This window comes from Bradyrhizobium sp. OK095 (assembly GCF_900109945.1).
Classification (GTDB): Bacteria; Pseudomonadota; Alphaproteobacteria; order Rhizobiales; family Xanthobacteraceae; genus Bradyrhizobium.
Genome location: NZ_FOBX01000008.1, coordinates 175,512 through 187,659, shown reverse-complemented (window position 1 = coordinate 187,659; position 12,148 = coordinate 175,512). Strand labels below are relative to the sequence as shown.

Below are 12,148 nucleotides of genomic sequence, written 5' to 3'. Positions count from 1 at the left end.
AGCCCGGCCATGACGCGTGTGGTCGCTAACCCGGCCGGTACGAACCGGTATTCGGATCACGCTTCAGCGTCTGGATATTCCCCATATGGGCGGCCTCGGCGACGCGCGAGAGGCGCATCTCCTCCAGCTCCTGGTTGATCCGGACAGCGGTCTTGTAGGCCCAGCGGACCACGGCAAGCCCGCCCAGGACGCCCGCGAATGCGACGAACGGCGGCATCTGTCGATCCTTGTTGAGTGCTCAGCCCCCACGCGCATTCTTGCGCAGTCGGGGCCGGGCCGCAATTGGCTCGGCCCGGACCAAATGGCGCGGGCGGGCTCCGCCTAGAACCCGAATTTCGCCCAAATCGCCCGCGTCTCGACCGCCGAGATCAGCTCGTCCGGCAGGCCGACCATTGATTCCATGGCCGAAAGCTGCCCCGCGCCGGGCGATTTCCGCCCCAAAAGGCTGGACAGCAGACCGGTCGGCTGGGCAATCACGGGGGTGAGAACCTTCTCGCCGTAGCGGCCACGAAGAGTTGAGCGGAGATCGCCGATGCTGTCGGCGAGCCCCAGCGCGATCGAACTCTCGCCGGCCCAGTATTCGCCCGTGAACAGCGTGTCGTCGGCGCCCTTGAGGCGTGCGCCGCGGCTCTCCTTCACCAGCGCAATGAAGATCTGGTGGATCTCGCGCTGAAGCGCCTTCAGCTTGGCGACATCATCAGGGTTCTCGGGCAGGAACGGATCGAGCATCGCCTTATGCGTGCCGGCCGTGTAGAGGCGCCGCTCGATGCCGAGCCGCTTGATCGCCTCCTGGAAACCAAAGCTGCCGCCGACCACGCCGATCGAGCCGAGGATCGAAGAGGGATCGCAGATGATCTCGTCGCCGGCACAGGCGATCATGTAGCCGCCGGAGGCCGCGACGTCCTCGACGAACACGAGCACCGGCAGCTTCTTCTCTGCCGCGAGCTGCTTGATGCGCAGATAGATCTGGCGCGACTGCACCGGCGAGCCGCCGGGTGAATTGATCACCAGCGCCACCGCCTTGGCGTTCCGATATGAAAACGCCCGTTCCAGCACGCGCGCGACGCCCGCGAGCGACATGCCTGGGCGCAGCGGCGTCACCGCACCGATCACGCCGGAGAGTCGCACCACCGGCACGACGGCCGTACCGGGGCGGAAGCGCGCCGGCAGATAGCGCATGAGCTTATCGGCCCAGCCGGAACTCTGGGAATCGTTCAATTGTTCGGCCATGCCGTTACCTCTGGTTAATCATTTCTTATCACGCGAGTGTCATTGGAAGTGCCTGGAACGTGTTTTGCAGTTTTCCCGTTGGGAAGCTGCAATGAAGCAGCGGAGGAAATGCCATGAAGATCTATCTGCTGATGCTGCTGATCGGTGCGCTGTTCATGGCGATCCGCTTGACGTCCCCGCAAGAACAGCAGTCGGAATCGCTTCCGCAGTAGGTCATCACGGTTCCACCAGGGGTAGAACCGCTCGTCCCTCCAGAATATCCGTCACCTCTTTTTTAGGCACGCGTGACTCATCGTTGAGCATGAGCCCCGGCAACAATCGCGTCGGAGCCCGGCCGCCTTTGATGGCGCGCACCAGCACGCGGATCGCGGGCCGTCCCGCCTCGCCGTGAACCGGCAGGATCGCGAGACTCCCGAAGCCGCGTGACAGCGCTGCCAAAACCTCCGTGATCCCATCTGCGCGCCAGATCAATGTCAGCGTGCCATTCGATCGAAGAATGCGCCGCGCTGTATGCACCCACGCATGCAGCGTCTCCTCCGTTGCCACATGCGCGCTTTGACGCATCTGGTCCGGCGAACCGCGATGGCGGGCGGGATCGTTGAAGGGCGGGTTAGTCAGCACAACGTCGACACTGTCGGGCCCGAGCCCATGTACCGCGAACGCCTGCGCATCGGCCGCGACGTCGAGCACCATCACCTCGGCGGCGATCGCGTTGGCCACCGCATTGGCGCGCGCGAGTTCCGCCAGTTCCGGATCGATCTCGACCAGGCTCAGCCCGATACCGGCGACGCGCCGGCCGAGCGCCAGCCCGGCGGTGCCGACGCCGGCACCGAGATCGACCACGCGATCGCCTGCCCGCGCCTCCGTCGCCGCCGCGAGCAGGATGGCGTCATGGCCAGCGCGATGGCCACTCCGCTTCTGCTTCAGCCGCAACTGCCCGCCGAGAAAGGCGTCCTCGGTGATATCTGTCAGCGCCTCAATCATCGCCGCGCAGTTCGTGGCTGAGACCGGCCTCGGTGAGGAGCGCCCGCGCCTCCTGGGCATCGTCCTCATGGACCAGGATCCGCCGCGGCAAAATGCCGAGCGAGCCCTCGATGATGCTCATGTTCTGATCCAGCACCAAATGGTGGATGTTGGCGCCGTCGAGCAGCGCGCCGATCGCCGACACCAGCACCATATCGTTGGTTCGAACCAGTTCACGCAAAACTGAGGTCTCCTGCCTGAAGGGGGCTAAAGGGGCAAATATCAATGGTTCCGCAGGCCTTGCCGCATCCGCTGCCAGTTTCTATTGTATTTCCATCAGAATAGCCCCTCCGGGGCAAATATTGGAGACCGGCGTGGCCGTCATCGTACCTTTCGAAACTCCCGGCGCGTCGATCGAACAGCTGGTTGCCCTTGTCGCCGGTGACATGGAGCGCGTCAACGCCACGATCCTGTCGCGGACCGGGTCTGATGTGACCATGATCCCGGAGGTCGCCAACCACCTCATCTCCTCCGGCGGCAAGCGTCTGCGCCCGATGCTGACGCTCGCCATGGCCAATCTCGCCGGCTACACCGGCGACGGCCACATCAAGTTAGCTGCCAGCGTCGAGTTCATGCACACCGCCACGCTCCTGCACGACGACGTCGTCGACGAGAGCGAGATGCGCCGCGGAAAACTGTCGGCGCGGATGCTCTGGGGCAACGAGGCGAGCGTGCTGGTCGGCGACTTCCTGCTGGGACAAGCTTTCCGCATGATGGTCGAGGTCGGTTCGCTCCGCGCGCTCGACATCCTGTCGGCCGCCGCCGCCACCATCGCCGAGGGTGAGGTGATGCAGCTTGCCGCCGCCAAGAACACCGCGACCACCGAGGACGAATATCTCGCCGTGATCCGCGGCAAGACCGCCGAGCTGTTCGCGGCCGCCTGCGAGGTCGGCCCTGTGATCGCCAACCGCCCCAAGGCCGAGCAGACCGCCTGCCGCTCAGTCGGCATGAATCTCGGCATCGCCTTCCAGCTGGTCGACGACGTGCTCGACTATGGCGGCAAGAGCGCAAAACTCGGCAAGAACACCGGCGACGACTTTCGCGAGGGCAAGATCACCCTGCCGGTCGTGCTCGCCTTCCGCCGCGGCAACGATACCGAACGCGCGTTCTGGATCAAGGCGCTCGAGCGCGGCGAGATCGGCGACAGCGATCTCGACCACGCCATCGGGTTGATGAACAAGCACCGTGCGCTCGAAGACACAATCAGCCGCGCCCACCACTACGGCGCCATGGCCGTCGACGCGCTGGCGCTGTTCCCGTCGTCACCGATGAAGAGCGCGCTGGAGCAGGTCGTGGCGTTCTGTCTGGCGCGGTCGCATTAGGCGACTGGCTTAAGCTTCCATCGATTCCGCGCCGCTCTTGATCCCGTCATCCTGAGGCGCTCGCGCAGCGAGCCTCGAAGGATACGCGGCCGAGATGCATCCGGGCCTTCGCCCTTCGAGGCTCGCTGCGCTCGCAATAGCTGAGCAAGGTGCGACGACACCGCTCCCTCTCGTGTCCCGGACGCGCTGCAGCGTGAAACGCTGCTGCGCAGAGCCGGGACCCACGCGACACCGAACGATGGGCGAAATGGGCCCCGGCTCTGCAGCGCACCGCCAAGAGGCGCTGCGCTGCGTCCGGGGCACGAGGCGGCCCGGTGACTTGCATTTTGCAAGTTACTCACCTACTTTCCCGCCATGCAGCCCAAATCCGCCTCCATCCTGGAATGCCCGGTCGGCCGCGCCGTGGAGACGGTCGGCGAGTGGTGGAGCATTTTGATCCTGCGGGATGCGTTTCAGGGCTCCACGCGGTTCGACGAGTTCGAACGCAATCTCGGCATCGCGCCGAACATCCTGTCGCGGCGGCTTGCCCATCTCACCAAGACCGGCATGTTCGTCCGCCGTCGCTACAACGAACGCCCGCCGCGTTACGAATATGTGCTGACCGACAAGGCGCGGGATTTCTTCCCCGTCGTCGCAACGCTGCTCGCCTGGGGCAACAAGCATCTGGCGCCGAAGGGCGAAGCCATCCTGCTGGCAAACCGGGACGATCGTCGTCCGTTCGATCCGATCGTGGTGGATGCCACCGACATGCGTCCGATCACGCTTGCCAATGCGGTCATCGTCGCGGGTCCCGGCGCCAGCCGATTGATGCGGCGGCGGCTCACCTCGCTCAAGGCCATGAACCCGGCCGTTGCGCCGGTGGGAGACTGACATGCGTCGTATCGTCGTGACAGGCATGGGCGCGGTGTCGCCGCTCGGCTGCGGTGTCGAACTGTCCTGGCGCCGGCTGCTCGCCGGCCAAAGCGGGCTGCGTCCCCTGCCCGAATGGGCACAAGCACTGCCTGCGCGCATTGCCGGTCTCGTCCCCGACAAGGCCGATGATGCCGAGGGCGGTTTCGATCCCGCGCAAGCCGCCGCGCCAAAAGACCAGCGCAAGATGGACCGCTTTATCCTGTTCGCGCTGCTCGCCACCGCAGAAGCGGTCGCGCAAGCCAAATGGACGCCGCAGGACGCGAGCGCGCTGGAACGAACCGCGACGATCATCGCCTCCGGCGTTGGCGGCTTCCCGGCGATGGCGGAAGCGGTGCGCATCACCGAGCACCGCGGCACGCGCCGGCTCTCGCCGTTCACAATCCCCTCGTTCCTCGCCAATCTCGCCGCCGGCCACGTCTCGATCAAATACGGCTACAAGGGCGCGCTGGGCACGCCTGTCACCGCGTGCGCGGCCGGCGTGCAGGCGATCGGCGATGCCGCGCGCATGATCCGCGCCGGCGAAGTTGATGTCGCGATCTGCGGCGGCGCCGAGGCCTGCATCGACATCGTCAGCATCGGCGGCTTTGCCGCGGCACGCGCACTGTCGAGCTCCTTCAACGACGAGCCCGCGCGCGCTTCGCGCCCGTTCGATCGCGACCGCGACGGGTTCGTCATGGGCGAAGGCGCAGGCATTCTGGTCATCGAGGAGCTGGAGCATGCGCTGGCGCGCGGCGCGACGCCGATTGCCGAGATCGTCGGCTACGGCACGACGGCGGACGCCTATCACATGACATCGGGTCCGCCCGACGGCGACGGCGCCCGCCGCGCCATGGAGATCGCGCTTCGGCAAGCCAACCTCGCGCCCGCGGATTTGCAGCATCTGAACGCGCATGCGACGTCGACGCAGGCCGGCGACGAGAGCGAGCTTGGCGCCATCGCCGCGCTGTTCGGCCGCAACCGGAGCATCGCGGTGAGCGCCACCAAATCGGCGACCGGCCATCTGCTCGGCGCCGCCGGCGGGCTGGAAGCGATCTTCACGATCCTGGCCCTGCGCGACCAGATCGCGCCGCCGACGCTCAATCTCGAAAATCCTGATCCGGGTGCTGACGGCATCGACATCGTCTCAGGCAGCGCGCGGCCGATGCCGATGAAGCACGCCATCTCCAACGGCTTTGGCTTCGGTGGCGTCAATGCCAGCGCGATCTTCCGCCGGATGGGCTAAACGAGGGGCCCCTAAACGAGAAGCCTTGCAATCGCGGCGCGCTACGCTACGAAAACAGGATGATCGAAACGAATTTCTGGCTGTTCCTGGCCGCAGCCTGTCTCATCGCCGCCGTTCCCGGACCCGGCATTTTCTACGTCGCCGCACGCACCCTGTCGGAGGGACGCGCCAGCGGCTTTGCCTCGACCGCGGGCACAGCGCTGGGCGGGCTGGTTCATGTCGTAGCCGGCAGCCTCGGCATCTCCGCGATCATCGTTGCCAGCGCGGAGCTGTTTGCCGCGGTCAAATTCGTCGGTGCGGTCTATCTGGTCTGGCTCGGCATCAAGACGTTTCGCAGTGCCGGCCGCGCGCTGTCGCTCGACAGCGAGCCAATCGGCGACAAGCGCGCGTTCCGTGACGGCGTGCTGGTCGAGGCATTGAACCCGAAGACCGCGGCATTCTTCCTGGCCTTCATTCCGCAGTTCCTCGATCCCTCGGGATCGAGCCCCACGCTGCAATTCATCATGCTCGGCGCAATCTCGGTGACGCTGAACACGCTCGCCGATGTCGTCGTGGTGCTGATGGCCTCGGCAACGCGCACGCAACTGGTCGGCCGGCCGAACCTGATGCGGCGCCTCACCCAGAGCTCCGGCGTTTTCATCGCGGGCCTCGGCCTCTCGCTCGCACTGGCGCGGCGGCCGGCAAATGGTTAGTGCCCCGCAAAGCCGCTTCTATGAATCACACGGCCTGCGGTTGCATTATGCCGATTGGGGCAACGACGGCGCGCCGCCCCTGATCCTGGTTCACGGTGGCCGCGATCATTGCCGGAGCTGGGACGTCATTGCCCGCTCGCTGCAGCCGCATTTTCACGTGATCGCGCCCGATTTGCGCGGCCACGGCGATTCGGACTGGACCAAAGGCGGCAGCTACGCGCTGACGGAGTATGTCTACGATCTCGCTCAGCTGGTCCGCAGCATCGCAGCGCCTCAAATCACGCTCGTCGGTCACTCGATGGGCGGCATGGTGAGCCTGATCTTTACGGGTTCATTTCCCGAGCTGGTGTCGAAGCTCGTCGTCCTCGACGGCGTGACCATGCTGCCGGACACGCCGAAATCGCCCGCGCATGAGCGCATCGGAAAATGGGTCGGTCAGCTCGACAGATTGCACGACCGCACGCCGCGCCGCTATGCCACCCTCGCGGACGCGGCGGCGCAGATGGTGCTTCACAACAAGCGGCTGTCGCGCGACCTCGCGCTGCACCTCGCGACCCACGGCGCGCGGCAGAACGAGGACGGCACCTATAGCTGGAAGTTCGATCCCTATCAGCGCGCCTCTGCGCCGCACCGGCTCTGGCCGGACGATCACGTCGCGCTGTGGTCGCGCATCACGTGCCCGACGCTGCTGCTCAATGCCGGCGAGAGCTTTCTGGCCGGCGCCAGGGCTGCGGGCCTCGAGCGCTATTTCCAGCAAGCGCGCATCGAGACCATTGCCGGAGCCGGACACTGGCTGCAGCATGACAAGCCGCAGGAGGTGTTGGGTGAGATCCGGCAGTTCTTGGACTTGGCCGAGGACGGCGCGGGTTAGCTCAGCTCCATCCGCGTCATTGCGAGCGCAGCGAAGCAATCCAGACTGTCACCGCGGACGGACTCTGGATTGCTTCGCTGCGCTCGCAATGACGAACAGATCTAGCTCAACGTCCCCGCATGCACCCACCAGCCGGGGTGATCGCGCCGGATCTTCTCGGCCGCGGTGTGCGCCTCGGTCGGCGCGCCATAGATAGCAAAACACGTCGCGCCGGAGCCGGACATGCGGGCGAGCTTGACGCCGGCGGAATCGCGCAAGGCTTCCAGCACCTCGCCGATCACAGGCTCGATCCGCAGCGCGGGCGCTTCGAGATCGTTGGGGACGGTTTCGAGAACATCGACCCAATCGGCAATCGAGCCGCCCCCCTCCGGCCAGGCCGGAGCGTCGAGGACATCAGCGGCGCCGACCAGCAGTTCGCCGTTGCGCAGGCCCAATTCCCTAAACACGTCCTTGGTCGCGACGGGCACGCGCGGATTGACCATCACGCAGGGCATGCTCGGCAGCGCGAGCGGCAACAGCTGCTCGCCGACGCCGGTCATGTCGCAGGCGCGCGAGAACAGGCACACCGGCACATCGGCACCGGTCGCGAGTGCGACCTTCTGGAGGCGGGGATCATCGAGCGACATATTGTTGAGACGCGCCAGCAGCCGCAGCGCCGCCGCGGCATCCGCCGAGCCGCCACCGATGCCAGCCGCAACGGGGAGCACCTTGTCGAGCGCGAAGGCTCCGAGCTTCAGGCCCGGCACAGCTTCGGCCAGCAGCTTGGCGGCCTTGAACACGAGATTGTCGGACATCTCGCCACAAGCCGCGGCCAGCGGCCCCGTGGTGGCGAGCTTCAGCTCACCGCCCGGCTCCAGCGTCAGCCGGTCGGCGCAGTCGGCGAACGCGACGACGCTTTCGAGATCATGATAGCCGTCGGCACGACGGCCGATCACGCGAAGGGTCAGATTGACCTTCGCGCGCCCTTCTTCAATCAACGCCGGCATTGGCGAGCAACCCCCAAACGCACCCTTAACCGCCCTTGCCGTCGTCCTTCTTCTTCTCCGCTTGCGCGGCCGAAGAGTTCGAAGTGTCCTCGGTCATGCCGTTGGCGATCTTGGCCTCGATCTTCGGAAGGTCATCCGGCTCGGGCTTGAGATCGCGCGCGTGCGCCCACTGGAATTTGGCTTCCAGCGTGCGGCCGACGCGCCAATAGGCATCGCCAAGGTGATCGTTGATGGTGGGATCTTCGGGCTTGAGGTCGATCGCACGCTCGAGGTTCTTCACCGCCTCTTCGTAATTGCCGATGCGGTAATAGGCCCAGCCGAGGGAATCGACGATGTAGCCGTCGTCGGGACGCTGCTCGACGGCGCGCTTGATCATCTTCATGCCTTCGTCGAGATTCACGCCCTGGTCGATCCAGGAATAGCCGAGATAGTTGAGGACATGCGGCTGGTCGGGCTGCAGCTCGAGCGCCTTCTTCATGTCGGCTTCAGCCTTGCCCCATTCCTTTGAGCGCTCTTCGCAGATGCCGCGATAATAATACCAGACGCTGTTGGCCTTGTCGTTGCCGGCAGGCAGCACGTCGATGCCGCGCGAATAGGTCGCGCCGCAGTCGCCGAACTTCTTGCGGCCGCGCTCGAGATTGCCGAGCGCCATGATCGCTTCGAGATCCTTGGCATCGTCAGTGGTAACGCCCTTGAGGATCTTGATCGCCTCGTCGGTGCGGTCGGCCGAATCCAGATCAATGGCGAGCTGGATCTGCGCGTTGCGCTTGAGCGGCGAGGTCGCCGGCACGCGCTCATAGACCTTGATCGCCATCTGCGGCCGCTTCACTGATTCATAGAGATCGGCGAGCGAGAGCAGCGCCAGCGGATGGGTCGGCTGGAGATAGAGCGAGAGCTGGAGATAGACCAGCGCCAGATCCTCGCCGCCGCGGCGGGTCAGCGTGGCGCCGATGCCGTAGAGCGCTTCGGCGGCGCCGGCTTGCGCGGAGTCGGCCAGCGGCGGCATCTTCTTGCCGGCCTTGGTGTCGCGCAGGCCTTCCACGATCAGCGGATGGCGGGCCAGCTTCTTGTCGAACGCCTGGTAGACGGCGGTCGCGGCGGCGGAGTCCTTGTTGCGTGACAGCCAGCGCGCATAGGCTTCGGTCACGCGCAGCATGGAATCGTCGAGCTTGTAGGCGCGCTCGAACCGGGTGCCGGCGTCCTTCTCCTTGCCGGAGAGTTCCAGGATCATGCCGGCATGCAGGTCCTTGAACAGCGGGTACCATTCCGGACCTGCGAGCTTGTCGATGGTGGCGACACCGCCCTTGGCATCGCCGGCGCCATAGGCGGCCCAGCCCGACAGCAGGGTTGCAACGAGATCGGTGATGGGGCCGCGGATCGACTGATTGATGTTGGTCTGCGCGGTCGCGTACTTCTTGAACTTGAGATCGTGCACGCCGACGACGAGACGCGCGACGCGGTTGGTCTTGTCGATGGTGAGGATGCGCTCGGCGAGCTTGACCGCTTCGTCGATGTCACCGTCGGCGACCGACGAGATGAAGGCGCGGTCGAGCAGCTCGTTGTTCTTGGGGTCGGTGCGGAGCGCCGAGCGGTAGAACGCGGCGGCCGAAGCCGCGTCGCGCTCGACGCTGGCATGGCGGGCGGCGAGATAGCTGCCGGAGGTGGTAAGCGCCTTCAGATCGTTTCGATTCGGAAACTGCGCCGCCGTGTCGGACGGATGGTCCGGCGTCTGCGCCAGGACCGCGCCGGGGACCGTCGCGATCGCGGTGCCCATCAGGGCGATGGCGGCAACAGTCCAGCGGTTGAAACGATTTGAAAACATCAGGGCTCGCCTTGAGTTGGTAGTGCCTGGGTGTGCAGCAGAAGGCCGTCTCGCATACGTACGCGGCCGGCGACATCGGGACCGGAACCGTCAGGCCCGGACAATGCCGCTTTTGGCGCTTCACCGCAAGGATTCGGGCCGGGCGATCCCCTCCGCACGCCCCAAATCGACCGACAGCGCCCCAAGACGCTGCCAGTATGGCCTTATCGTGGCCGGAGGCCGCTACCCCGCCTCGGTTCTCACGCGAACGTGCGTCACAATGCCGGGGGCGCGTCGCATTGGCCCCGGCTTGATCGCTTTGGTCCGATCCCCGGCTTACATCGCCTCGTAGTTCGGACCGCCGCCGCCTTCCGGGGGAACCCAGGTGATGTTGCCGTTGGGGTCCTTCACGTCGCAGGTTTTGCAGTGGACGCAGTTCTGCGCGTTGATCTGGTAGCGCGGGCTCGTGCCCTCCTCGACCCACTCATAGACGCCGGCCGGGCAATAGCGATTCGAGGGACCGGCGAACACGTCGTGCTCGGACATCTTCTGCAGGTTCATGTCGGCGACCCGGAGATGGACCGGCTGGTCCTCCTCATGGTTGGTGTTGGACAGGAACACCGAGGACAGCTTGTCAAAGGAGATCTTGCCGTCCGGCTTCGGATAGTTCTTCGGCGCGTGGGTCTTGGCAGGATCGAGCGTCGAGCGATCGGCCTTGGAATGCGACTGCGTGCCGAACAGCGAGCCGCCGAACAGCGTATTGCACCACATGTCGAAGCCGCCGAGCGCAACGCCGAGCACGGTGCCGAACTTCGACCACAGCGGCTTGACGTTGCGGACCAGGAACAGATCCTTGCCGACCGACGAGGAACGCCACGCGTTCTCGTAGTCGATGATCTCGTCATTGGCGCGATCGGCGGCGAGCGCAGCCGCAACATGCTCGGCGGCGAGCATGCCGGTGCCCATCGCGTTGTGCACGCCCTTGATGCGGGGCACGTTGACGAAGCCGGCCGCACAACCGACCAGCGCGCCGCCCGGGAAAGTCAGCTTCGGTACCGACTGGTAGCCGCCTTCGGTGATGGCACGCGCGCCATAGGCGAGCCGCTTGGCGCCTTCGAAGGTGCCGCGGATGGAGGAATGAGTCTTGAAGCGCTGGAACTCGTCGAACGGCGACAGATAGGGATCGTCGTAGTTCAGATGCACGACAAAGCCGACGGCGACGAGATTGTCGTCGTAATGATAGAGGAACGAGCCGCCGCCGGTCTTCAGGTCGAGCGGCCAGCCGAACGAATGCTGGATCATGCCCTTCTGATGCTTGGCGGGATCGATCTGCCAGACTTCCTTGAGACCGATGCCGAACTTCGCCGGCTCGCTGTTGGAGTCCAGTGCGAATTTCGCGATCAGCTGCTTGGTCAGGCTGCCGCGCGCGCCTTCGGCGAACAGCGTGTACTTGCCGAGCAATTCCATGCCGCGAGTGAAGGAGTCCTTCGGCTTGCCATCGCGGCCAATGCCCATGTCGCCGGTGGCGATGCCCTTCACCGCGCCCTGCTCGTCATAGAGCACCTCGGCCGCGGCAAAGCCCGGATAGATTTCGACGCCGAGCGCCTCGGCCTTGCGTCCCAGCCAGCGGCAGACATTGCCGAGCGAGCCGATATAGCAATGATGGTTGTCCATCAGCGGCGGCATCATGAAATTCGGCAGCTTGATCGCGCCGCCGGTCGTCATCCAGTAGAAGCGGTCGTCCTTCACCTCAGTCTTCAGCGGGCAGTCGGAATCCTCGCGCCAGTCCGGGATCAGCTTGTCGAGCCCGGCCGGGTCGATCACGGCGCCGGAGAGAATATGCGCACCAACCTCGGAGCCCTTCTCCACCACGACGACGTTGAGATCGGCATTGATCTGCTTGAGCCGGATCGCCGCGGCCAGGCCCGAGGGGCCGGCGCCGACGATGACGACGTCGAATTCCATGGATTCGCGCGGGGGAAGTTCTTCGGTGCTCATCTGATCTCAGCCCTTGAGACGGTCCTTGGTCGTTTGCGCCCTGTTGTTTCCGATTTTTCCGGGTAGGACAACCTCGGAATCGCGTTCCACT

The 12,148-nt window shown here is 65.3% G+C and carries 12 protein-coding genes; 5 read left to right on the top strand and 7 right to left on the bottom strand.

What is annotated here, in order from left to right:
* Nucleotides 1-25 precede the first annotated feature (25 nt).
* The 4 genes from BMW89_RS22030 to BMW89_RS22015 all read right to left on the bottom strand — a co-directional run bounded on the left by BMW89_RS22030 (nucleotide 26) and on the right by BMW89_RS22015 (nucleotide 2,434).
* A complete protein-coding gene (locus BMW89_RS22030; RefSeq protein ID WP_092029105.1) occupies nucleotides 26-217 on the bottom strand; it encodes a hypothetical protein in 192 nt (63 codons plus the stop codon).
* Nucleotides 218-321: 104 nt separating this feature from the next.
* Nucleotides 322-1,230: a S49 family peptidase gene (locus tag BMW89_RS22025; protein ID WP_092029104.1), complete on the bottom strand. Its 909-nt coding sequence runs from the start codon at nucleotides 1,228-1,230 to the stop codon at nucleotides 322-324.
* A gap of 216 nt (nucleotides 1,231-1,446) precedes the next feature.
* Entirely contained in the window at nucleotides 1,447-2,214 is a 768-nt protein-coding gene (locus BMW89_RS22020) for a tRNA1(Val) (adenine(37)-N6)-methyltransferase (protein WP_092029103.1), read from the bottom strand.
* A complete protein-coding gene (locus BMW89_RS22015) occupies nucleotides 2,207-2,434 on the bottom strand; it encodes a putative signal transducing protein (protein ID WP_008131471.1) in 228 nt (75 codons plus the stop codon). The genes BMW89_RS22020 and BMW89_RS22015 overlap by 8 nt, the downstream gene beginning before the upstream one ends.
* A gap of 133 nt (nucleotides 2,435-2,567) precedes the next feature.
* Here BMW89_RS22015 and BMW89_RS22010 point away from each other — a divergent pair, with 133 nt between their 5' ends.
* The 5 genes from BMW89_RS22010 (at nucleotide 2,568) to BMW89_RS21990 (ending at nucleotide 7,272) form a co-directional block, all read left to right on the top strand.
* On the top strand, nucleotides 2,568-3,575 hold the full coding sequence (locus BMW89_RS22010; protein ID WP_092029327.1) for a polyprenyl synthetase family protein: 1,008 nt from the start codon (nucleotides 2,568-2,570) through the stop codon (nucleotides 3,573-3,575).
* A 354-nt stretch (nucleotides 3,576-3,929) separates the two neighbouring features.
* Nucleotides 3,930-4,445, top strand: coding sequence for a winged helix-turn-helix transcriptional regulator (locus BMW89_RS22005; RefSeq protein WP_092029102.1), 516 nt, complete (start codon nucleotides 3,930-3,932; stop codon nucleotides 4,443-4,445).
* A gap of 1 nt (nucleotide 4,446) precedes the next feature.
* Nucleotides 4,447-5,709, top strand: a complete 1,263-nt coding sequence (fabF, locus tag BMW89_RS22000; RefSeq protein ID WP_092029101.1) for a beta-ketoacyl-ACP synthase II — start codon at nucleotides 4,447-4,449, stop codon at nucleotides 5,707-5,709.
* Between the two features lie 59 nt (nucleotides 5,710-5,768).
* Nucleotides 5,769-6,401: a LysE family translocator gene (locus BMW89_RS21995; RefSeq protein WP_092029100.1), complete on the top strand. Its 633-nt coding sequence runs from the start codon at nucleotides 5,769-5,771 to the stop codon at nucleotides 6,399-6,401.
* On the top strand, nucleotides 6,394-7,272 hold the full coding sequence (locus tag BMW89_RS21990) for an alpha/beta fold hydrolase (protein WP_092029099.1): 879 nt from the start codon (nucleotides 6,394-6,396) through the stop codon (nucleotides 7,270-7,272). Before BMW89_RS21995 ends, BMW89_RS21990 begins: the two co-directional genes overlap by 8 nt.
* Before the next feature lie 101 nt (nucleotides 7,273-7,373).
* On the opposite strand, the gene BMW89_RS21985 is transcribed toward BMW89_RS21990, so the two are convergent.
* The 3 genes from BMW89_RS21985 to BMW89_RS21975 all read right to left on the bottom strand — a co-directional run bounded on the left by BMW89_RS21985 (nucleotide 7,374) and on the right by BMW89_RS21975 (nucleotide 12,057).
* Nucleotides 7,374-8,258: a 4-(cytidine 5'-diphospho)-2-C-methyl-D-erythritol kinase gene (locus BMW89_RS21985; RefSeq protein ID WP_092029098.1), complete on the bottom strand. Its 885-nt coding sequence runs from the start codon at nucleotides 8,256-8,258 to the stop codon at nucleotides 7,374-7,376.
* Between the two features lie 25 nt (nucleotides 8,259-8,283).
* On the bottom strand, nucleotides 8,284-10,080 hold the full coding sequence (locus tag BMW89_RS21980) for a tetratricopeptide repeat protein (RefSeq protein ID WP_092029097.1): 1,797 nt from the start codon (nucleotides 10,078-10,080) through the stop codon (nucleotides 8,284-8,286).
* 315 nt (nucleotides 10,081-10,395) lie between these two features.
* Nucleotides 10,396-12,057 carry an electron transfer flavoprotein-ubiquinone oxidoreductase gene (locus tag BMW89_RS21975; RefSeq protein ID WP_092029096.1) on the bottom strand — a complete coding sequence of 554 codons (1,662 nt, stop codon included), beginning with the start codon at nucleotides 12,055-12,057 and terminating at the stop codon, nucleotides 10,396-10,398.
* Nucleotides 12,058-12,148: the final 91 nt, after the last annotated feature.